This window comes from Candidatus Methylomirabilota bacterium (genome assembly GCA_035315345.1).
Lineage (GTDB): Bacteria > Methylomirabilota > Methylomirabilia > Rokubacteriales > CSP1-6 > CAMLFJ01.
Genome location: DATFYA010000161.1, coordinates 43,530 through 64,639 on the forward strand (window position 1 = coordinate 43,530; position 21,110 = coordinate 64,639).

Consider the following 21,110-nt stretch of genomic DNA (forward strand, 5'->3'; position numbering starts at 1 on the left):
GTCAACTCCGACTCCGCGCCCGGCGCCTTGACGCGCTCGGGACCGACGCGTACGATCCCGCACCATGACGATCAAGTACCGCATCGGCATCATGCCGGGACCGTGGCCGCCTGGCCGCGGCGGCGCCGCGTTCCTGTGGACGCTGTGCGAGATGCTCGAGCGGAGCGACGTCGATTCGATCTGGCTCTCCGACCGGCTCTCCTCGCCCGCCCCCGTCCCGGAGGTGATGACCACGCTCGCCGCCATCGGGGCCCGCACCACCCGGCTGAAGTTCGGTCCGAGCGTGGTCGTCCTGCCCTACCGGACGCCGGTGGTCTGCGCGAAGGAGATGGCCACGGTGGACTGGCTCTCGCAGGGACGACTGTTCCCCGCGGTCGGCGTCGGGGTCGAGCTGCCGCGCGAGTTCGAGGCCTCGGGCGTCGCGTTCGCCCAGCGCGGGCGCCGGACCGACGAGGCCATCCGGGTGATCCGGATGTTGTGGACGCAAGACGAGGTGACCTTTCAGGGCGAGTTCTTCAAGCTCGACCGCATCTCCGTCTTCCCCAAGCCCTGGCAGACCCCGCCGCCCATCTGGATCGGCGGCAAGAGCGAGGCGGCGATGCGGCGCACCGCGCGCCTCGGCGATGGCTGGATCCCGTCCTTCATCACGCCGGACGAGATGCGCGCGGGCATCCAGAAGGTGCAGGACCTGGCCGCGGCCGAAGGCCGTCAGGTGCCCGAGGACCATTTCGGCACCCTGATCAACTACGCGGTCGCCGACCGCGAGGACGCGGCGCACGCGATGGCCCAGCCCTTCATCCCTCGCGGCCGCGTGGACGAGGCCACCATGCGCCAGTGCACCGCCTTCGGTCCGGTGGGCCGGCTGCTGGAGCGGGTCGAGGAGTACGTCAAGGCGGGCGCCTCCAAGTTCATCCTGCGACCGCTCGCTCCCGCCGACCGCATGCTCGAGCAGCTGGGCATCGTGGCCGAGCACGTCTGCCCGGAGTATCACCGCCGCTGAGCGACCCACGGGGCTAGGCCCCGGCCGCACCCACCCGTATACTGCCGCCATGCGCCGCCTGCCCGTTCTCGCCGTCGCGATGCTGCTCGTGGTGTCCGGATGCTCGCTGATCACGCTCGACCTCCAGCCCCGGATCCGGCCGCTCGAGGAGGAGACCGTCGAGGGCAAGGGCCCGAGCAAGATCCTGTTGCTCGATCTCTCCGGCGTTCTCTCCGAGGACGTGACGAGCTTCTCGATCGGCGCCCCGCCTCCCCGCGTGCCCCTGATCGCGCGCGTGCGGGAGGAGCTGCAGAAGGCGGAGGAGGACGAGCACGTCCGCGCCCTGATCGTTCGGATCAACAGCCCGGGCGGCACCATCACCGCCTCCGACGTGCTCTATCACGAGCTGCTCACCTTCAAGAGCCGCAAGAAGGTGCCGGTGATCGCCGCCATCATGGACGTGGGCGCCTCCGGGGGCTACTACGCGGCCCTCGCCGCCGACACCATCGTCGCCAACCCCACCACCATCACCGGCAGCATCGGCGTGGTGATGGTCACGGTCAACGCGCAGGGGCTGCTCGAGAAGATCGGCGTGGCTCCCCTGGCCATCAAGTCCGGACCCATGAAGGACGCGGGCTCGCCGTTCCGCTCGATGACCGAGCCGGAGCGGGCGGTGTTCCAGGGCATCATCGACGACATGTACGGCCGCTTCCTGAGCCTCATCGTGCAGTCGCGCAAGCTGCCCGAGGACCGCGTGCGCGCCGCCGCCGACGGCCGCGTCTATACCGCCGAGCAGGCGCTGCGTCTGGGCCTGGTGGACCGGATCGGCTATCTGGAGGACGTGGTGTCGCTGGCGAAGGAGAAGGCGGGGGTGAGCGAGGCGCGGGTGATCATGTACCACCGGCCGAAGGAGTACCGCACGAACATCTACTCGGCCACCCCCGCGGCCTCGACCGCGGAGAGCACGCTGGCCCAGTTCGCGGCCGCGCTGGGCGGCGGCGGCCCGCGCTTCCTGTATCTCTGGTGGCCCTGATCGCGCGCTATCCCTGAGCGAAGAACTCCTGCGCCGAGATGCCGTAGTGCCGCATCTTGGCGTGGAGCGTGGTGTAGTTGGTCTGCAGCAGCCGGGCCGCGCGGCTCTTGTTGCCGTGCGTGAGCCCCAGCGCGTGGCGGATCGCTTCGACCTCGGCGCGGGTCACCGCGTGGGTGACGATCCGGCGTAGCGCGAACCCGCTGGCGCGGACGGACGTGGCGGCCGGTTCCACGGCCGCGACCTCGACACTGCTCATACCTGCCCTCCGTCGATGATCGGTCGCCTTCCTTGCCGGCGAAGTCAGGGCAAGCGCGATGCCACCCGCGGCGTGCGAGCGCGTGGCGAATGAATGTCGCCACTTGTCGTGCAGTCGCGGCGGCCGACCACGGGGCAGGCCGATGGGTGAAGCGGACGGGCTAGCGAAGGCGCCCCACAACTATGGCGGGCGCGCCATAGGAGCCGCGCGATGGCGGTCAGCGGGAGGTGAAGTCGCGGGCGGAGATCCCGTAGCGCTTCATCTTGGCGTGCAGTGTCGTGTAGTCGGTGCGCAGCATGCGGGCCGCCTGGCTCTTGTTGCCTTTCGTCGTCTCCAGCGCCCGCCGGATCACCTCTCGCTCGGCCCGGGTCGCGGCCAGCTCGGCCGCCTCGCGAAGCGACAGGTCCTCGCCGGCCGGCGCCGCTGCGCCCCGAGCCGGGGCGGAGATGGGCGCGCCCAGCGCGGGCAGATGCTCGACGGTGACCTCGTCGGAGGCGAGCAGCGCCGCCTTGCGGATCACGTTCCGCAGCTCGCGCACGTTGCCGGGCCAGTCGTGGCGGAGCAGGACGTCCATGGCCTCGTCGGCCACGCGCCGCACCGAGCGGCGCAGCTCCATGCTGACCTCGTCGAGAAAGCGCTGCGCGAGGTGCGCGATGTCCTCGCGCCGGGCGCGCAGCGGCGGCAGGGCGATCGTGAATTCGCTGATCCGGTAGTAGAGGTCGGCCCGGAACCGGCTGGCCTTCACGCCATCCTCCAGGGAGGAATTCGTCGCCGCGATGATCCGGGCCTCGACCGCGACCGGTCGCGTCGATCCGAGCGGCAGGACCTCCCGCTGCTCCAGCGCGCGCAGCAGCTTGGCCTGCGTGGCGACCGGGATGTTGCCGATCTCGTCGAGGAACAGGGTGCCGCCGCGCGCGAGCTGGAAGTGCCCGGCGCGCTTCGCCTGCGCGCCCGTGAAGGCCCCGCGCTCGTGGCCGAACAGCTCCGACTCCACGAGGGTCTCCGGGATCGCGCCGCAGTCCACCGCCACGAAGGGCGCAGGCCGGCGCGGGCTCTGCTGATGGATGGCCCGGGCGACCAGCTCCTTGCCGGTTCCGGTCTCGCCCTGCACGAGCACGGTGAAGCTCGATTCGGCCACGCGCGCCACCTGCTGGATCACCTGCCCGATCGCCGCGCTGCCCCCCATGCGCTCGGCCAGCGAGCTGTCCGGTCCCTGCCGCTTCAGCTCGTCGATGCGCGAGCGGAGCTGGCCACGCTCCACCGCCCGGCCCACCGTCAGGGCCAGCAGATCCACGTCGAACGGCTTGGTGAGGTAGTCGTAGGCTCCGAGCTTCATGGCCCGCACCGCGGTGGCCAGGTCAGCGTGGGCCGTGCAGATGATGACCGGCACCTCGGGATCGACGCGCTTGATCTCGGGCAGCGCGGCGAGCCCGGTCATGCGGGGCATGCTGAGATCGAGCAGGATGACGTCGGGCCGCTCGCGCTGGACTTGCTGAAGGGCGGCGTCCCCGTCTTCCGCGGTGACCACCTCGTAGCCGTGATTCTGGAGGATGGCGCCGAGGAGCGATCGGATCTCCGCCTCGTCGTCGACCACCAGGATCTTGGTCACCAGGTCATCCCGTGGCTCGGAGCTGGTAGATCGCGACGTGGCGGATCGCGGCCACCGGGCGCGCGCCCGCGGCGAGCAGGAGCAGATCCAGCTCCACGAATTCGTGCCCCTTGCCCTGGAAGAGATTCTTCACCCGGGCGCGCATCTCGAGGGGCTGCCCCACGCGCGGCACGCTCAGATGCCGGCCGTGACTCTCCACGTGGATCCACGGGCTGACACGCACGTTGCGGTCGAGCGCGCGGTTGGCCTGCTCGAGATAGATCCCGGGATGCGCGGGGGCGTCGGCGCCGCGGTAGATCGGCAGCCGATCGCCGACCTTCAAGAGGAAGGCGTCGAGCACCGTTCGGTCCAGCTGCAGGCGCGGCGTACCCAGCACGGCGCGGCTCTCGAGCGCGGCGCGGCTGGCCGGCGGGCGCTCCGCGGGCAGCGGGGCCGCGGGATACGCGGCCACGTCCGGCAGCGGCAGCAGCGGGCCCAGCGGCATGCCCATGGTCGCGGTCGCGCAGACCTCGTCCTGAGCGTTCACCACGCGGGCCTGGATGGTGACCTCGTCGCGAGAATGCGCGGCCACGCTGGTCCGCACCGTCACCTCTTCTCCGAAGTACACCGGCTTGGCGAAGCGCACCGAGAACGTGCCGTGATCGAGCCACGCGCCGCCGAGTGACGCGACCACCGGGTGCGTCATCCACGAGTACACGGTGACGCCGGGCACCAGCCCGCCGCGGAAGCCGAACGCGCGAGCCAGCGAGTCCTCGTGGATCTTGTTCTCCCACGCGTCGGATGTCGCGACCGCGCTCACCCGATACTCGGGAAGCGCGGTCCCCACCACCAGCGCCTCCAGGCTCATGGCCCCGATTTCTGGCCGCCGTAGCCGCCCGCGAAGTCCTGGTCCGCGTTCCACCGCACCCACGTCGCTTCCACCGGGTCGACGACCAGCTTCGCGGGAGGCCCGGGCACCCCGGACGCCGGCACGAAGAGCTGCTGCTGCCCGCTCACGGTTTGCTGCCACTGGCGATCCGGTCCGGCGCACATGGCGGTGCCGTGATGGACCTGGATCAGGAGCGAACCGTCGGGATTGCGGCGGATGCCGACGCCGCCCTCGCGCGGGACGATCACCGCCGGGCCTGCCCGCACCTCCACCTGGGTCGATTCGCCGCCGGGCATCACCGCCACCCACATCCAGCCGTAGTCGAACCGCACCCGCGTCGGCGCGCCGTCGGAGCCGGACGGCAGCGCGATCTGCGATCGGGAGCCCAGACGCAGCGCCTGCCCGCTGCCCGTCTTGAGCGTGACCCGGCCGCCCGACTGCGTGCGCACGCTGTCGCCCTGGCCCACCTCGGCTCGCAGGGCGGCCGAGGTCCAGGTCGGCGTGTCCTTCTTGTAGAGCTCGGCGATCCCGCCGAGGGTGACGATCCGGGCCGGCAGCTCACGCGGCTGCCCCCACGCGGAGCCGGAGAGCGCGACGAGGATGATGGTCCCACCGAGCACCGCCGGCCGCATGATTCCGGGCACGCTCAGACCTCCGTGGACCTGGGCTGATATCCCGGACAGCCTAGCACGGGCAGGCGTGGATACTTCGCAAACGCCGCGTCCCGGGCGGACAGCGAGCACATCCAGAACTCGGATCGGCGGTCCGACACGATGCGACGCGCGTGCACGCACGTCGCGCACAGGCCGATCGACCGATCGGGCGACGGCGCGCGCGGCTCTTTCAACGACGGTCCACGCGGCTAGCGGCCGGTCCAGCGCGGGGCGCGCTTCTCGAAGAACGCGGCGATGCCCTCGCGGGCGTCGTCGGAGAGGGCCACCAGCGTGATCATCTCGCGCAGGTAGCGCAACGCCGCGCCGTACTCCATGTCGGGCACCATCGAGGCCGCCTCCTTGGCGAGCCCCAGCGCGGTCGGCGAGTAGCCGGCCAGGGTGGCGGCCAGCGCACTCACCGACGACTCCAGATCCCCGGGCGGCACGACTCGGCTGACCAGTCCCATCTCGTAGGCTTCGCGCGCGGTCACCGGCTCGCCGCTCAGGATCATCAGCATCGCTCGCTTGCGTCCCACCGCGCGCAGGATCGGCGCCATCACCACGAGCGGCAACAGCCCCACCCGGATCTCGGGCAGCCCGAAGACCGCGTCGTCGGCCGCGACCACGACGTCGCATCCCGCGGCGAGCCCGCAGCCGCCGGCCAGGGCGTAGCCGCGCACCTGCGCGATGATCGGCGTGCGCATGCGGGCCATGTACTCGAGGATGCGCGCGAGGCCGCCGAAGGACTCGCGCGCCTGCAGGGTGGTGCCCCGGTCGGCCACCCCCTTGAGGTCGGCACCGGCGCAGAAGGCGCGATCCCCGGCGCCGCGCAGGACGATCGCGCGGGCGGCCACGTCGTCCTCGAGCCGCCGCAGGGCCGCGTCGAGCGCCGCGAGCATGGCCGGGTTCAGCGCGTTGCGCACCGAGGGCCGGTTCAGGGTCACGCGCGCCACGCCGTCCGCGATGTCCACCAGGACGGGGGCCTCGCTCACGGGGGCGACTCCGGCTCGTCGAGCAGGGCGAGGAACTGGCTCAGGATGCGCGCGGTGGCGCCCCAGATGACGTCGGCGGGCGAGACGTCGTAGAACAGCACCGGATGCGGCTCGCCGTTGCGCTCCCAGATCTCGGTGCGGAAGATGGACGGATCCCGCAGCGTCTGCAGCGACACCTCCAGCACCCGCTCGATCTCGCGGCCGTCGGGGCGAAGCTCCACCGGATCGCGCACGATGCCCACCACCGGCGTGATGATGAAGTTGGTGGCGCGGGTCGGGGTGTCGTCGAGCAACCCCAGCACCTCCACCGCCTCCGCGGGCAGATGGATCTCCTCCCACGCCTCGCGCAAGGCGGTCTCCACGCGCGACCCGTCGCGCACGTCGACGATGCCGCCCGGAAACGAGAACTGGCCCTTGTGGTGCGGCACGCTCCCGGTCTTCTTGGTGAACAGCAGATGAGGCCCACCGCGATCGGTGATCGGCACCAGCACCGCGGCCGATACTAGGTCGCTCTGATCCAGCGCGACCCGCGGCCTGCGGCTGAGCCCGGCATCGAGCCGCCGACGGAGCGCCTCGAGACCGATCGGCGGGGGCGCGCTCACACGAAGCGGCAGGCCACGGAGCCGAGTCGCGTGAAGGAGGCGCGAACGGATTGGCCGGCGGTGGGCCGCAGCACCTTGGAGATGGAGCCGGTGAGCACCACCTCGCCCGCGCGCAGGCCGCGCCCCATCCGGCCGAGGGTGTTGGCCGCCCATGCCAGCGACACCAGCGGGTTGCCCAGCACCTCCGCGGCGGTCCGGGTGGCCACGATCTGGCCGTCCTGCTCGAAGACCACGCCTTCCAGCGCGAGGTCGATACCGGTCACCGGGGTGAGCGGCCGGCCGAGCACGATCGCGTTGGTGTACACGCCGTCGGCGATCACGTCGGGGCCGCGCGGCGTGCCGCTCAGGCGGAAGTCGATCAGCTCGAACGACGGCATCGCGCCCTCCACCGCGAGCAGCGCGGAGGCGATGGTCACTCCGGGGCCGGCCAAGTCCGATTTGAGCAAGAACGCCACCTCCACCTCGACACCGATCGCGATGAAGCGGGAGAGCGGGACCGCATCGCCGCTTCCGTAGACTCCCGAGCCCAGCATGAAGCCGAGCACCGGCTCGGTCAGTCCGTGACGCTCCTGCAACGCCGCGGTCGTGAAGCCGACCTTGTAGCCCACGACCCGGTCGCCCCGGCCGACGAGCGCCTGTTCGAGCTGGCGCTGGAGCCCGTACGCCTGGTCGAGGGTGAGATCGGGCGTCGACACGCTCAATGGCGCGCTGACCTGCCCGCCGAGACGGCCCTGCAGCAGGCGCTCCACCAGCGCCGCGGTCATGGCACCGCGGAGCCATCGGCACGCGCCGATCGCGCGTGCACCCGCTCGACGACCTCCGACAGCACGGACGCGGCGCTGCCCCGGATCACCAGGTCGGCCTGTGCGTCGTGCGGCGTCTCGGTCAGATTGACGATGGCCAGGGTGGCGCCCGCGTCCTTGGCGTGCAGCGGCATGTACGCAGCCGGATACACCACGAGCGACGACCCGACCACGATGAAGAGATCCGCGGCGCGGGCCCGCCGCTCCGCCGCCTCGAGCTCCACCCGCGGCATCGCCTCGCCGAACATGATGGTGCGCGGCTTGATGATGCCGCCGCAGGGCGGGTCGCACGCGGGGATCGCCACGCCCGCCTCGAGCCAGCCCTGGATGACGTCGCGCTCGTACGACCGCTCACACGTCAGACACCGGGCCTGGGTCGCGTTGCCGTGCAGCTCGATCACCCGGTCCGCGGGCAGTCCCGCGCGCTGATGGAGGTTGTCGATGTTCTGGGTGATCACGCAGTCCAGCTGCCCGAGTCGCCACAGGGTCACCAGCGCGTGGTGCCCGGGATTCGGCTCGGCGCGGCGGATCACCGGGAACGTCGTGCGTCCCAGCTCCCAGTAGCGGCGGCGCCCCGCCTCGCCCTTCATGAAGTTCTGGAAGGTGAACTCGCTGGGATCGAATCGGTCCCACACCCCGCCCGGGCTCCGAAAATCCGGTATGCCCGACTCGGTGCTGACTCCGGCGCCGGTGAAGACGACAATCCGGGACGAATTCCGGACCAGCTCGGTGAGGTGATCGACCGGCGATCCGCTCACTAGCGACGCTTCCCTTTGCGTTTCGACGACTTACCCACTGCCTTCTTTGGCTTCGCTTTAGCCTTCGCCTTCGCCTTCGGCCGGGCGGCGGCCCGCGCCCTGGCCCGGCTGGCCATGTGCGCTTCGTTGCGGGCGCCGATTCCACCTCGGACCTTGGCGCCGCTGGCGATGGTGTGGATCCACGTCGTCAAGTCCTCGGCCAGCTCCGGATAGCAGTGATCCCGATACGTCTCGAGCGCCCGCAGGGCCGCCGGGTCCTTCCACGGCTTCAGCACGAACGGAGCCTCCGGATCGTGGGCGTCGAACGGCGCCTCGGTCGCCATGGCCATCACGATGTACCGACGGGTCAGCTCTGGCATCAATGCCTCCTCGATTCAGGCCCCGCTCAGGGCTGGGAGAGGACCGCGACCGCCGACACCGAGCCGGGGCCGCCGAGATTGTGGGCCAGCCCCATGTCGGCGCCGGCCACCTGCATCTTCCCGGCGCGCCCTACGAGCTGGTCGTGGACGTTGTTGATCATCCGGATGCCGGACGAGCCGATCGGGTGGCCGCACGACTTGAGCCCGCCCGAGGTGTTCACCGGTAGCGAGCCGCCGAGTCGCGTCTCCCCCGCCTGCACGGCCCGCCAGCCCGCGCCCGGCTCGAAGAAGCCCAGGTCCTCGTAGTTGACGATCTCGGTGATGGTGAAGCAATCGTGGCACTCGGCGACCTTGATCTGCCTGGCCGGATTGGTGACCCCCGCCATCTTGTAGGCTGCCTTCGCCGCCTCGCGAGTGGCCCGGAACGAGGTGAAGTTCCACGAGGGGTCAAACTGAGTATTCCAGTACCCCGCGGTCACCGCATAGGAGATCCCGCGAATGACCGAGTAGCGATCGGTGAACTGCCGCGCCAGATCGGTGCGCGTCAGGATCGCGGCGGCCGCCCCGTCGGTGGTGGGACAGCAGTCGAAGAGCCCGAGCGGCTCCGCCACCTTGGGCGCCCGCGCGTGCTGCTCGGCGGTGATCTCCTTCTGGAAGTGGGCCTTCGGGTTCAGCGAGCCGTGATGATGGTTCTTCAGCGCGACCGCGCCCAGCGCGCTCTCGTCGGCCCCGTATTCCTTGAAGTAGCGGGAGGCCAGCAGTGCGAACATGCCGGGCGCGGTGCGGCCCTTGGCCAGCACCGGGTGCCCGCGGTTCACCGCCTGCGCGACCAGCGAGCCGCGCGAGGGCACCTCGCGCATCTTCTCGGCGCCCACCGCGAGGACCAGGTCGTACTCGCCGGAGGCCACCGCCAGGGCCGCGTTCCGCACCGCCTCGATGCCGGTCGCACAGTACGCGGCCACGCGGGTGATCGGGATCGGGAACAGGTTGAGGGGATCCGAGACGAACGCCCCCGAGTTGCCCTCGAACCCGTAGAGCATCGGCTCGTAGCAGCCGAGCCACCCGGCCTGCAATTGGCGCCGCTCGATGCCCGCGTCCGCGAGCGCGAGGGTGACCGCCTCGTAGATCATGTCGGTGAGGCTCTGGTGGAAGTTCTCCCCGAACTTGATCGTCCCGGTGCCGATGATCGCGACCGCGCCGCCCAGTCCGTTCATAGCGTCCCTTCATCTTCAACAGGGCTGAAGCCATGTTGACCGTGGTCGAGATGGTTGCGGCGGCCCGCGTCTGGCGGGCTTTCGTTCGCGGGCACCCGTGCGCGTGCCTGCCGGGGCCCTGTCCACCGCGTGCTCTCTGACGTCGAGCCGTCCAAGCCTACTCTGCGGGCGGGTGGACCTGCAAGCGTCGAGTCGCGCTGGTGTGGGAGAATTGCGTCGTGATGCGAAGCATGACGCTGCCCGCGCAGGCTCCGATCGGCTCGTCGCCGCTTCGCGCGTCGCAAGGCCCGACGCCGGCCCCTGCATCCGGCGAGATACGGGTGCGCGTCCGGTGCTGCGCCGCGTGCCGCACCGACCTGCACGTGATCGAGGGCGATCTGCCGCCGCGTCGTCTGCCCCTCGTGCCGGGCCACCAGGCGGTCGGCGTGGTCGAAGCCTTCGGGCCGGGCGCGCAGCGGTTCCGGATCGGCGACCGCGTCGGCATCGCCTGGCTCCGCTCGACCTGCGGGGCCTGCTCCTTCTGCACGACCGGTCGCGAAAACCTGTGCGAGGCCTCCACCTACACCGGCTGGACCCACGACGGCGGCTACGCGACCCACTGCTGCGTGCCCGAGGCCTTCGCCCACGTCATCCCGCCGGAGTTCGACGACACCGAGGCCGCTCCCCTGCTGTGCGCGGGCATCATCGGCTACCGGGCGCTGCGGCGGAGCCAGGTCCCGCGCGGCGGCCGGCTCGCGCTGTTCGGCTTCGGGTCCTCCGCTCACATCACGCTGCAGGTGGCGCGACATTGGGGGTGCACGGTGTATGCGGTGACCCGCGACGCCGCGCATCGCCGCCTGGCCCTGGATCTGGGCGCGCGCTGGGCTGGCGGCACCCACGAGGCGCTGCCCGAGCGGGTCGACGCGGCCATCGTCTTCGCGCCGGCGGGGGGTCTGGTGCCCGTCGCGCTGCAGAGCCTTCAGAAGGGCGGCACCGTCGCGCTGGCCGGTATCCACATGAGCGACCTGCCCGCGATGGCCTACGAGCCGAATCTGTTCTGGGAGAAGACGCTCCAGAGCGTGACCGCCAACACGCGGGAAGATGGCCGGGCGCTGCTCGCGGAGGCCGCGGCCATCCCGATCCGCCCGCGGGTGACCCGGTACGCGCTGAGCGACGCCAACCGCGCCCTGCAGGCGCTCGCGGCGGACCGGGTGGCGGGCACCGCGGTGCTGATGGTGGACTGAGCCCTAGCCGAGCCCGAGGAGCCGCGGGATGATGAGGGTGACCCAGGGCACCAGGATCACGATCACGAGCCCCGCGCACATCATGTAGACGTAGGGCATCATCGCCGGCGTCGCGCGGTCGCCCGGAATGCTGGCGATGCCGCACGCGATGAAGAAGCCCACCCCGATCGGGGGCAGGAAGAGTCCGATGCCGGTCGCGGCCACCACCACCGTGCTGTAGTGGACCACGTCGATCCCGAGCCGGGTCACCACCGGCATGAAGGTGGGCAGGAGGATCACCACCGCGGGCAACCCTTCCAGCACCGCGCCGAGCAGGATGAAGAGGATCGCGGTCAGCACGAGGAACACGATGTTGCCGCCGGGCACCGCCAGCATCAAGCTCAGGAGCAGCTGCGGGATCTGCTGCACGGCGAGCACCCACGCCACCACCGCCGCGGTGCCCAGGAGAAAGCACACCGCGGCGGTGACCACCGCGCTCTGCACGAGGAGACTCGGGAGGTCCCTCCACGCGATCTCGCGGTACACGAAGACGCCGACGATGAACGCGTAGATGACCGCGAGCACCGCGGCCTCGGTCGGGGTCACCACCCCGCCCAGGATGCCGCCGAAGATGATGACGGGCAGGCCCAGCGGAATGACCGCGTCCGTGAACGCCCGCCAGATGTCGGCCCAGCCCGCGCGGGCCCGGGCCTCGATGCCGCTGCGGCCGGCGTCGTACCAGATGTAGAGCATGATCGCCAGCGCCAGGACCACCGCGGGCAGGAAGCCCGCCGCGAACAGCGCGGCCACCGAGACGTTGGCCACCGAGCCGATCACGATCATGAGAATGCACGGCGGCACCAGGATCCCCATCGCGGAGGCCGCCGAGACCACCGCCACCGCCTGCTCGGGCTTGTAGCCGGCGCGCAGCATCGGCGGAATCATCGTCGAGCCGATCGCGGAGACGTCGGCCACCGTGGAGCCGGAGATCCCGGAGAAGATGTACTCGGCCACCACCACCGCCATGGACAATCCGCCCCGGATCCGGCCGACCAGCGCCTGGGCCAGGCGCACCAGCCGCACCGCGATGCCGCCCGTCTCCATGAGCGCCCCGGCCAGGATGAAGAGCGGGATGGCGAGCAGGACGAAGGAGTCCACGCCCTCGAAGATCTGCTTCACCACCACGCTGAGCGGGTACTGACCGCTCCACCACAGCCCGATGAACCCCGAGGCCCCGATGACGAAGGCCACCGGCACGCCCAGCAGCAGCAGGACGAAGAACGAGACCGCGATGATCGCGATCATGTCGTGGACGGAGGCGCGCCCCGGAGCGCGCGCCGGAGATGCGGCAGGCTATAGAGGATGATCAGGATCCCGCCCGTCGGCACCGAGGCGTAGATCCATTGCTTCGACAGGCCCATCACCGGTGTCCGCTGGAACTGGCCGAGCTCGACCAGCTTCCAGCCCTGCTGGATGAGCACGAGGCCGAATCCGATCAGGACCAGCACGCCGACCGCGTGGGCGAGCCGGCGGCCCGTCGGGCCGAGGCGGTCGATCACGAGATGGAGACGGAAGTGGGCGGTGCGTCTCACCCCCACCGCCGCGCCGAGGAACACGATCCAGACGAAGAGGAGCCGGGCGATCTCGTCGTACCAGGTGAAGGTGCGCCCGATCACGTAGCGGGAGAACACCCCGAGGAACACGTCGGCGCAGAGCACCACCATCATCACCAGCAGCAGGCCCTCGACGAACTGCGACAGCGCCCGAAGCAGCACGGACTACTTGGTCGCCGCCTGCACCGCCGCCCGCAGGCGGGTCATGAACTCCTTGCCGACCTGGCCTTCCACGTAGTCGTAGGCCGGCTTCATGAGGCCCTGGAAGGCCTTGATGTCCTTCACATCGTTGATCTGCACGCCCGCCTTCTTCATCACCTCGAAATCGCTCTTCTCCTTCTCGACCTCGAGGCGGCGGTGGGCCTGGCAGGCGTCGCGCATCGTCTCGTCCGCCAGCTTCTGGATGTCGGCGGGCAGGCCCTGGTATTTCTTGAGGTTCATGAACCACGCGATGGGCGGATACGAGTGCCGGGTCAGCGAGTAGTACTTGGTCACCTCCTGGAACTTGTCCGACGTGAACGTGAACGACGGCAGCTCCATCCCGTCGATGGTGCCCTGCTTCATGGCCAGATACACCTCGACGTACGGCATCGGTACCGGGTTGGCCCCCATCGCCTTCATCATCGCCACGTAGGTCGGCGATTCCTGGACCCGGATGGTCTGCCCCTTCATGTCCTCCGGGGTGGTGATCGGCCGCTTGTTCGACATCATGTTGCGGAACCCCCAGCCGCCGCCGAAGCAGAAGGCCTTCAGGTTCTTGCTCTCCATCTTCTTGAGCAGCTCCTGTCCGAGGGGACCGTCCATCACCTTCCACACCTGCTCGCGCGAGGACCAGAGGAACGGCAGGTCGAGCGACTGGTAGAGCGGCTCGAACATCCCGCCCACCGGCGCGCTGCCGATCGCGACCACGTCGATGGTGCCGAGCTGCACGCCTTCCAGGTGCGCGCCCTCGCCTTTGGCCAGCGCGTTGGCGATGTGCACGTCGACCTTGATCCGCCCCTTGCTCCGCTCGGCGAGCTGCTTGGCGAAGAGCTCCATCGCGTCGTTGAGCGGGTTGCCGCCCGCGGTCACCGTCCCGGCCTTCCACACGTACTGGGGCGCTTGCGCGGAGGCCGCCGAGGGCGCGCTCGAGAGGGCGGCGAGGCAGAGGACGACGGCGAGAGTCCGGAAGCCGGGCATGGTCAGATCTCCTCGAGGTCGGTTGACGGTGGGAACGGGAAGGATCGCGTCATCGGAAGCCGCCCCTGTGTAGCACGCGGGGTCGCGAAGGGTCAAGGCGCCGAGGGGCTGGACATCGGCGGCGTGGCGGGGCAGGCTGTCGCCGTGCACGTCCACGATCGCGAACGAGCCGGGCGGCGACCCGCGCTCCAGGAGGGACCACGATGACGGAGAGCACTCTCGCAGCACTGCACGGACGCCTGAGCCGCCTCGAGCGCGAGGTCACCTGGTGGCGTCGGCTGGGCATCGCCGCGCTGGCGGGCGCCGGGCTCCTGGGCGCGGTCGCGGCCACCGTCACCACCAATCCCGACGAGGTGAAGACCCGGCGGCTCATCATCACCGACGGCGACGGACGCGCCCGCGCCATGTTCACGGTCGACGAGAGCGATCGTACCCGCCTCACCATGAACGATCGCGACAGCACCACCAGCGCCGACCTCACGGTCAGCCCCGGGCAGTCCGCCGCGCTCTCGGTGTCGCGCGCCGGGGCCCAGGCGCAGCTGGCCGCCACCGGCGACAACGGTCAAGTGTCGGTCGGGACTCGAGGCCAGCAGGGCTGGCTGGTGGCCGCGCCGACCGGCGCGAGCCTCGGGCTCGGCAACGATCCGTCACGGCCGCAGGCCTCGATCGCGATCAGCCCCAGCGCGGCGCCGAGCCTGCTGCTGTCGGATCGCGCCGGCGCCACGATGTGGAAGGCGCCGTAGACGAAAATCGTCGCCCCCTTCGAGAATTTGTAAGCCTCGCGCCGCCGCTCCGGCGGCCGCCGATTCCCGACGCGTCTTATCAGCGCCTTAGCCTGACCACCCCGTGGCACCGCTCTTGCTCGATTCCTCGGCTCGGAGGCCGGATGAGCAAGGAACCCATCAATCGTGAGGTGGCGTTTGCCGGACAGCAGGTCCGGCGCAAAGTGATCTTCGCCCTCACGCTCTGCTCGGTCATTCCGCTGCTGCTGATCACCTACGCATTCAACGCGCCGGTACGGGAGCTGCTGGGACCGCTCGCCGGCATCGTGGACGCGGTGAGCGTCCCCGCGATCATGCTGTTCACGTTGCTGCTCATGGCCGGCGGCGCCTTCGTGGTCTGGGACATCGCGACCGCGCTCTCCCGCGCCGCCCAGCTGAGCAATCAAGCCCGTCCGGACCTCGCGCCGACCGAGGTCGGGCGCAAGGACGAGATCGGCACGCTCGTGAGCTCCTTCGCGCGCATGCTCGCCACCATCGAGCAGCAGTCGCAGGAGATCAACGAGTTCCCGCGGCGGCTGGACCAGCTGGTCCGCGAGGCCTTCCGGGACGCCCTGACCGGCCTGCCCAATCGAGCTCTATTCATGGATCGCCTGAGCCACGCGCTGACCCGCGCGGAGCGCTGCGGATCGAATCTGGCCGTGCTGTTCCTCGACCTGGATCGCTTCAAGATCCTCAACGAGACGCTCGGGCAGGAGGTGGGCGATTGCCTCCTGCGCGAGGTCGCCGAGCGCATCACCACCTGCCTGCGTCCCGAGGATACGGTGGCCCGCCTGGGTGGCGACGAGTTCGGGCTGCTCCTCGAGGACACCGTCGAGCTGGCCGCCGCCACCGCGGTCGCGGAGCGCGTCTCCGCCGAGATCCAGCGCCCGTTCGTGGTGGACGGCCGCGACATCCTGATCTCGGCCAGCATCGGCATCGCGCTCACTCGCGGCGGCTCCATGCAGCCGGACGAGGTGCTGCACAACGCCGACCTCGCGATGTACCAGGCGAAGGCGGAGGGACGCGCCCGCTACGAGCTGTACCAGCCGGGCCTGAGCGTCTCCACCCGCGAGCGCCTCGATCTGCAGTCCGATCTCCGCACCGCGGGCGCCCGCCAGGAGCTGAGCCTCCGCTACCAGCCGGTGGTCACCCTCGCCTCGGTGCGCGCGGTCGAGGTCGAGGCCCTGATTCGCTGGGACCACCGGCGCCGGGGCGCCCTGCTCCCTGCCGACTTCATCGCCCTGTCCGAGGAGTCGGGGCTGATGGTGCCGATGGGCCAGTGGGTGCTGCGCGAGGCCTGCCGGCAGGCGCGGGCCTGGCAGCGGGACGTGCCGCTGATCGTGGGCGTCAATCTTTCGGCGAGCCAGTTCGAGCGAGACGCCCTGCCCGACGAGATCGCCCAGATCCTGCAGGAGACGGAGCTGGATTCCTCTCGCCTGCAGCTCGAGATCAGCGAGGCGGTGCTGATGCGCGACGACCCCAAGATGTTCGACCGGCTCGACGCGCTGAAGAAGATCGGGGTGCGGCTGGCCATCGACGACTTCGGCACCGGCTATGCGTCACTCTCCTATCTCAAGCGACTGCCGGTGGACTGCCTCAAGATCGACCGCTCGCTCATCAAGGGCGTGGGCTTCGACAACGAGGACACCGCCATCATCCGCGCGGTGGTCACCCTGGCCCGGAGCCTCGGCATCACGGTGACCGCCGAAGGCGTGGAGACCACCGAGCAGCTCTCCCAGCTGCGCGAGCTCGGCTGCGAGCAAGGTCAGGGCTACTACTTCGCGCGGCCGGTCTCCGCCGACCGGCTGCCCGAGCTCCTGGCCAGCCTCGACGCCGATGACCGGCGCGAAAGCCCGACATGTCTTGGGTGATGCTGCGCGGGCTCGCCCGCACGATCGCCATCCGCCTCTTCGGCATTGCGCTCTTCACCGCAGTGGCGGGCCTGGCGCTGACCTGGCTCCTGGACGTGGCCATCTCCGAGCCGGAGTGGACCGAGACCGCGGCGATCGCCCAGCGCGCGGTCGACCGCAGCGGGCTGCCCGAGCTGCTCGCGGGCCAGAGCGCGCGCAGCCCCAAGCGGTGGTCCGAGGAGACCGCACGCCTCGTGCGTGAGCTGCCCGGCGTCGTCCGTATCAAGGTGTGGGACCCGCAGGGCAATGTGGTGTGGGCGGTCCAGGGCGGCCTGGTCGGCCAGCACTCCGACGGCCAGGAGCTGAAGGAGGCCTTCGCCGGCCGCGTCGCGGTGCGGTTCATCACGGCGGCGCCGCCGAATGCGGCGCCCGAGAGCTTCACCGCCCCGAACGTCGCCGACCTCTACGTCCCGGTCTACAGCCCGGGGGTGGCCCGCGTGGTCGGCGTGGTCGAGCTGGCGCAGACGCCGCTCCGCATGGAGGCCGCCCAGGAGCGCTGGAGCCAGCTGGCCTGGGCCATCGCGGGTGGGTTCGGCTTCGTCCTCTGCTCGATCCTCTTGCCCGCGGCGTGGCGCAGCCAGCGCCGGACCCGGGCCGAGGCCAGCTCGACCGCGCAGCGATCCATCCAGAGGACCCAGGAGCTGCAGCGCACCACCGAGCAGCTTCGCGAGGCCCTGAAGGCGGTCAAGCAGCGCGCGGAGGAGACCGATCGCATGCTCGAGGTCACCGAGGCCATCGGCTCGGCCATCGAGCAGAAGGGGCTCTTCGAGGTCATCGCGCACGGCGCGGCTCGCGCCTGCCGCGTCGACCGCTGCTCGATCTTCCTCCGTGACAAGTCGGGCCAGCTCATGGTGCCGGTCAGCTCGCAGCTCGCCGACCGCGGCGCGGCCGCCAAGCACGGCGACGGCGCCGAGTCGCTGCGCGCCCTCGCCCTCGAAGAGATGCCGTCGTTCCTGCTGGAGGCGGTGCGCCGCCAGGAGCCGGTGGTCATCTCCGATCCGGGCAGCGACCCCCGGGTGCCGCAGGGCTGGGTCGGTCTGTTCCAGGCCAAGGCGGCGCTGGTGGTGCCGCTGATCCACCAGGGCCGCACCGCGGGCGTCCTGATCCTGGACCACCTGAAGACGCTCCACGTGTTCACCGAGGAGGAGATCCGCCTGGCCGTCACGCTCGCCGCGCAGGCCGCGGTGGCGCTGGAGAAGGCACGCCTGTACGACGAGATCCAGTCGCGGCTGCAGCAGACCGAGACGCTGCTCGCGGTGAGCCAGGCCATCGGCTCGGCCCCCGACCTTCCCGAGGCCATCCGCCGGACGACCCGGGAAATGGTGCGCATCCTGGGCGCCGACAACGGCGTGGCGTGGTGCGTGACCCGCGGCGGCGACCGCTTCATTCCCCTGGCCGGTTACCACGTGCCGCGCGATCTGCGCGAGCCGCTGTCGGCCCTGCCCCTGGCCCCCGACGATCCGCTCATCGACCTGGTCAAGCGCCTGCGTACCGCGCTGCACTCGAGCAACAGCAAGACGGACCCGCGCTTCAACCAGCCCGCGTTGCACCTCATGCCACACACCTCGCTGCTGGTGCAGCCGGTCCAGGTCAGCGACGAGCTGCTCGGCATCTTCGCGATCGCGTGGACCCGCGACGCCCACGCCTTCTCGATGGACGACCTCAAGATGGCCGACGGCATCGCCAAGCAGGCCGCGGTGGCCATCGAGCTGCACCGGACCCAGCGGCACATCATCGAGCAGGAGCGGCTGAACGCGGTGGGCAAGATGGCGAGCGGCCTCGCGCACGACTTCAACAACGCGCTGGTGCCGATCTCCGGCTACGCCGAGATGCTGCTCGAGCACCAGGACATCCTGAAGGATCAGGCCAAGGCCACCAAGTACCTGAAGCTGATCATGACCGGGGTCGAGGACGCGGCGAGCGTGGTGAGCCGCCTGCGCGAATTCTACCGGAAGCGCGAGGAGGGCGAGACCTACCGGCCGCTCTCGCTGAACCAGATGGTGGAGCAGGCGGTCGCCCTGACCCGGCCCCGGTGGCGCGACGAGGCCCTGGGCAGCGGACGGACCATCCTGGTGGAAGCCGACATGCGGCCGGTGCCGCGCATCCTCGGGAGCGAGTCCGAGCTGCGGGAGCTGCTCACCAACCTCATCTTCAACGCGGTCGACGCGATGCCGGAGGGCGGCACCATCCGCATCCGCACCGGCCTCCGCGAGGCCGCCTCCGGCGACGCCGCTCCCCAGGTCTTCCTCGAGGTCAGCGACACCGGCACCGGCATGACCGACGAGGTGCGCCGTCGCTGCCTGGAGCCGTTCTTCTCCACCAAGGGCGAGCGCGGCACCGGCCTGGGCCTGCCCATGGTGTTCGGCATCGTGAAGCGGCACCGGGGCACCATGGACATCGAGTCCACCGTGGGCAAGGGCACGACCTTCATCGTGCTCCTGCCCGCCGACGCCTCCCGGACTCGCGAGGCCCCCGTCCGCGCCGCCGCGCCCATCGGTCCGCTGCGCGTCCTCGTGGTCGACGACGAGCCCATCGCGCGCGACGTGCTCACCGAGTACCTCACCGGCGACGGCCACCAGGTCGAGACCGCGGCGAACGGGCGCGAGGGCTTCGACAAGTTCAAGGCCGGCGACTTCTCGGTGGTGATCACGGACCGCGCGATGCCCGAGATGGGCGGCGATCAGCTCGCCGCGATGGTGAAGGAGCAGGCGCCCAGCACCCCGGTGGTGCTCCTGACCGGCTTCGGCGACCTGATGAACGCGGCGGGCGAGAAGCCGGACGGGGTGGACCTGGTCGTGAAGAAGCCGATCCGCCTGTCCACCCTTCGCGAGGTCCTCGCCAAGATGACCGAAGGCCCGAGCGGGGCCGACGCGCCCGCTCCCGCGACCGCCCGCTAACCCACCATCCCCTCCGGCCGCACCTCGCGGTCGAACTCCTCGGCGGTGAGATAGCCGAGGGCGAGCGCGGCTTCCTTCAAGGTGAGCCCCTCCGCGTGCGCCTTCTTGGCGATCTGGGCGGCCCGGTCGTAGCCGAGCCGAGGTGCCAGCGCGGTCACCAGCATCAGCGAGCGCTCGACGAGGAAGCGGATCCGCTCCCGGTCCGGCTCGATGCCGCGGACGCAGTGGATGTCGAACGACTCGCAGCCATCCGCGAGGAGCCGCACCGACGTCAGGACGTTGTGGATGATCACCGGCTTGAACACGTTCAGCTCGAAGTTGCCGGACGCCCCCGCGATACCCACCGCCACGTCGTTGCCCATGACCTGGGCGCACACCATGGTCAGCGCCTCGCACTGGGTGGGGTTGACCTTCCCGGGCATGATCGAGCTGCCCGGCTCATTCTCGGGAATGCGCAGCTCGCCGATCCCGCAGCGCGGACCCGAGGCGAGCCAGCGCACGTCGTTGGCGATCTTGGTGAGCGCCCCGGCCATCGTCCGCAGCGCCCCGTGCGTGCCCACCAGCGCGTCGTGGGCGGCGAGGGCCTCGAACTTGTTGGGCGCCGACACGAAGGGGCGCCCGGTCAGCCCGGCGATCGTCTTGGCGGTCAGCTCGCCGAAGCCGAGCGGCGCGTTGAGCCCGGTGCCCACCGCGGTGCCGCCGAGGGCCAGCTCGTAGAGGCCCAGCCGGGCGGTCTGGACCTGATCGAGCGCGCGATCGAGCTGACTCGCCCACCCGGACATCTCCTGGCCCAGGGTCAGCGGCACCGCGTCCTGCAGGTGCGTCCGCCCGATCTTGACGACGTCGCCGAACTCGCGCGCCTTCGCCCACAGGGTGTCGCGCAGCTGCCCCACCGCGGGAAGAAGGTGGCCGTCGATCTCCTCGACCGCCGCGATGTGCATCGCGGTCGGGAACGTGTCGTTGGAGGACTGGCTGCGATTGACGTCGTCGTTCGGGTGGACCGGACGCTGCGACCCGAGCTGGCCCCCCAGCAGCTCGATCGCTCGATTGGCGATCACCTCGTTGGCGTTCATGTTGGTCTGCGTCCCGCTCCCGGTCTGCCAGACCGACAGCGGGAAGTGGGCGTCGAGGTCGCCCGCGATGACCTCGTCGGCGGCCCGCTCGATGGCGCGCGCGCGGTCGTCGGGGAGGAGGCCCAGCTGCCGGTTCACGAGCGCGCACGCCTTCTTGAGGATCCCGAAGGCGCGGACCATCTCGCGGGGAAAGCGCTCGCGGCCGATTCGGAAGTGCTCGAGCGAGCGCTGGGTCTGCGCTCCCCAGTACCGGTCGGCCGGCACCTCGATGCTGCCCATCGTGTCCTTCTCGGTCCGCGTCCTCGTCATCGTGCTCCCCTCATCGGCCTCTCCTCATCGGCCTCTCCCC

20 protein-coding genes are annotated in these 21,110 nt (G+C 70.5%); 6 read left to right on the forward strand and 14 right to left on the reverse strand.

What is annotated here, in order from left to right:
• Positions 1-64 precede the first annotated feature (64 nt).
• On the forward strand, positions 65-1,000 hold the full coding sequence (locus tag VKN16_20765) for a TIGR03619 family F420-dependent LLM class oxidoreductase (GenBank protein ID HME96639.1): 936 nt from the start codon (positions 65-67) through the stop codon (positions 998-1,000).
• Between the two features lie 49 nt (positions 1,001-1,049).
• The gene (gene sppA / locus VKN16_20770; protein HME96640.1) at positions 1,050-2,012 is read left to right on the forward strand and encodes a signal peptide peptidase SppA; all 963 of its coding nucleotides are present in this window, start codon (positions 1,050-1,052) and stop codon (positions 2,010-2,012) included.
• Positions 2,013-2,019: 7 nt separating this feature from the next.
• Here the strand turns inward: sppA and VKN16_20775 are convergent, their stop codons facing one another.
• The 10 genes from VKN16_20775 to VKN16_20820 all read right to left on the reverse strand — a co-directional run bounded on the left by VKN16_20775 (position 2,020) and on the right by VKN16_20820 (position 10,126).
• Entirely contained in the window at positions 2,020-2,268 is a 249-nt protein-coding gene (locus VKN16_20775) for a helix-turn-helix domain-containing protein (GenBank protein ID HME96641.1), read from the reverse strand.
• Between the two features lie 217 nt (positions 2,269-2,485).
• Complete coding sequence (locus VKN16_20780) at positions 2,486-3,877, reverse strand: sigma-54 dependent transcriptional regulator (GenBank protein ID HME96642.1); 1,392 nt, start codon at positions 3,875-3,877, stop codon at positions 2,486-2,488.
• Between the two features lie 4 nt (positions 3,878-3,881).
• A complete protein-coding gene (locus VKN16_20785) occupies positions 3,882-4,724 on the reverse strand; it encodes a MaoC family dehydratase (GenBank protein HME96643.1) in 843 nt (280 codons plus the stop codon).
• The gene (locus VKN16_20790) at positions 4,721-5,389 is read right to left on the reverse strand and encodes a FecR domain-containing protein (GenBank protein ID HME96644.1); all 669 of its coding nucleotides are present in this window, start codon (positions 5,387-5,389) and stop codon (positions 4,721-4,723) included. Before VKN16_20790 ends, VKN16_20785 begins: the two co-directional genes overlap by 4 nt.
• A 218-nt stretch (positions 5,390-5,607) precedes the next feature.
• Positions 5,608-6,390, reverse strand: coding sequence for an enoyl-CoA hydratase-related protein (locus VKN16_20795; protein ID HME96645.1), 783 nt, complete (start codon positions 6,388-6,390; stop codon positions 5,608-5,610).
• Positions 6,387-6,992: a CoA pyrophosphatase gene (locus VKN16_20800; GenBank protein HME96646.1), complete on the reverse strand. Its 606-nt coding sequence runs from the start codon at positions 6,990-6,992 to the stop codon at positions 6,387-6,389. The genes VKN16_20795 and VKN16_20800 overlap by 4 nt, the downstream gene beginning before the upstream one ends.
• Complete coding sequence (locus VKN16_20805) at positions 6,989-7,756, reverse strand: fumarylacetoacetate hydrolase family protein (protein HME96647.1); 768 nt, start codon at positions 7,754-7,756, stop codon at positions 6,989-6,991. The genes VKN16_20800 and VKN16_20805 overlap by 4 nt, the downstream gene beginning before the upstream one ends.
• Positions 7,753-8,553 carry a Sir2 family NAD-dependent protein deacetylase gene (locus tag VKN16_20810; GenBank protein ID HME96648.1) on the reverse strand — a complete coding sequence of 267 codons (801 nt, stop codon included), beginning with the start codon at positions 8,551-8,553 and terminating at the stop codon, positions 7,753-7,755. Before VKN16_20810 ends, VKN16_20805 begins: the two co-directional genes overlap by 4 nt.
• Positions 8,553-8,912, reverse strand: coding sequence for a hypothetical protein (locus VKN16_20815; GenBank protein HME96649.1), 360 nt, complete (start codon positions 8,910-8,912; stop codon positions 8,553-8,555). Before VKN16_20815 ends, VKN16_20810 begins: the two co-directional genes overlap by 1 nt.
• Before the next feature lie 26 nt (positions 8,913-8,938).
• Positions 8,939-10,126 carry an acetyl-CoA acetyltransferase gene (locus VKN16_20820; protein HME96650.1) on the reverse strand — a complete coding sequence of 396 codons (1,188 nt, stop codon included), beginning with the start codon at positions 10,124-10,126 and terminating at the stop codon, positions 8,939-8,941.
• A 221-nt stretch (positions 10,127-10,347) separates the two neighbouring features.
• On the opposite strand from VKN16_20820, the gene VKN16_20825 reads away from it, so the two are divergent.
• Entirely contained in the window at positions 10,348-11,349 is a 1,002-nt protein-coding gene (locus VKN16_20825; protein HME96651.1) for a zinc-dependent alcohol dehydrogenase family protein, read from the forward strand.
• Positions 11,350-11,352: 3 nt separating this feature from the next.
• Here VKN16_20825 and VKN16_20830 read toward each other — a convergent pair whose 3' ends face one another.
• The 3 genes from VKN16_20830 to VKN16_20840 are packed head-to-tail and all read right to left on the reverse strand — an operon-like array spanning position 11,353 to position 14,120.
• On the reverse strand, positions 11,353-12,633 hold the full coding sequence (locus VKN16_20830) for a TRAP transporter large permease (GenBank protein ID HME96652.1): 1,281 nt from the start codon (positions 12,631-12,633) through the stop codon (positions 11,353-11,355).
• Positions 12,630-13,103 carry a TRAP transporter small permease gene (locus tag VKN16_20835; GenBank protein HME96653.1) on the reverse strand — a complete coding sequence of 158 codons (474 nt, stop codon included), beginning with the start codon at positions 13,101-13,103 and terminating at the stop codon, positions 12,630-12,632. The genes VKN16_20830 and VKN16_20835 overlap by 4 nt, the downstream gene beginning before the upstream one ends.
• A 3-nt stretch (positions 13,104-13,106) precedes the next feature.
• Complete coding sequence (locus tag VKN16_20840; protein ID HME96654.1) at positions 13,107-14,120, reverse strand: TRAP transporter substrate-binding protein; 1,014 nt, start codon at positions 14,118-14,120, stop codon at positions 13,107-13,109.
• 203 nt (positions 14,121-14,323) lie between these two features.
• On the opposite strand from VKN16_20840, the gene VKN16_20845 reads away from it, so the two are divergent.
• The 3 genes from VKN16_20845 to VKN16_20855 all read left to right on the forward strand — a co-directional run bounded on the left by VKN16_20845 (position 14,324) and on the right by VKN16_20855 (position 19,688).
• Positions 14,324-14,863 carry a hypothetical protein gene (locus tag VKN16_20845; GenBank protein ID HME96655.1) on the forward strand — a complete coding sequence of 180 codons (540 nt, stop codon included), beginning with the start codon at positions 14,324-14,326 and terminating at the stop codon, positions 14,861-14,863.
• Positions 14,864-15,006: 143 nt separating this feature from the next.
• Positions 15,007-16,752 carry a bifunctional diguanylate cyclase/phosphodiesterase gene (locus VKN16_20850; protein HME96656.1) on the forward strand — a complete coding sequence of 582 codons (1,746 nt, stop codon included), beginning with the start codon at positions 15,007-15,009 and terminating at the stop codon, positions 16,750-16,752.
• Complete coding sequence (locus tag VKN16_20855; GenBank protein ID HME96657.1) at positions 16,740-19,688, forward strand: GAF domain-containing protein; 2,949 nt, start codon at positions 16,740-16,742, stop codon at positions 19,686-19,688. Before VKN16_20850 ends, VKN16_20855 begins: the two co-directional genes overlap by 13 nt.
• Here VKN16_20855 and fumC read toward each other — a convergent pair.
• Entirely contained in the window at positions 19,685-21,070 is a 1,386-nt protein-coding gene (gene fumC, locus VKN16_20860; protein ID HME96658.1) for a class II fumarate hydratase, read from the reverse strand. The genes VKN16_20855 and fumC overlap by 4 nt on opposite strands.
• Between the last annotated feature and the right edge of the window lie 40 nt (positions 21,071-21,110).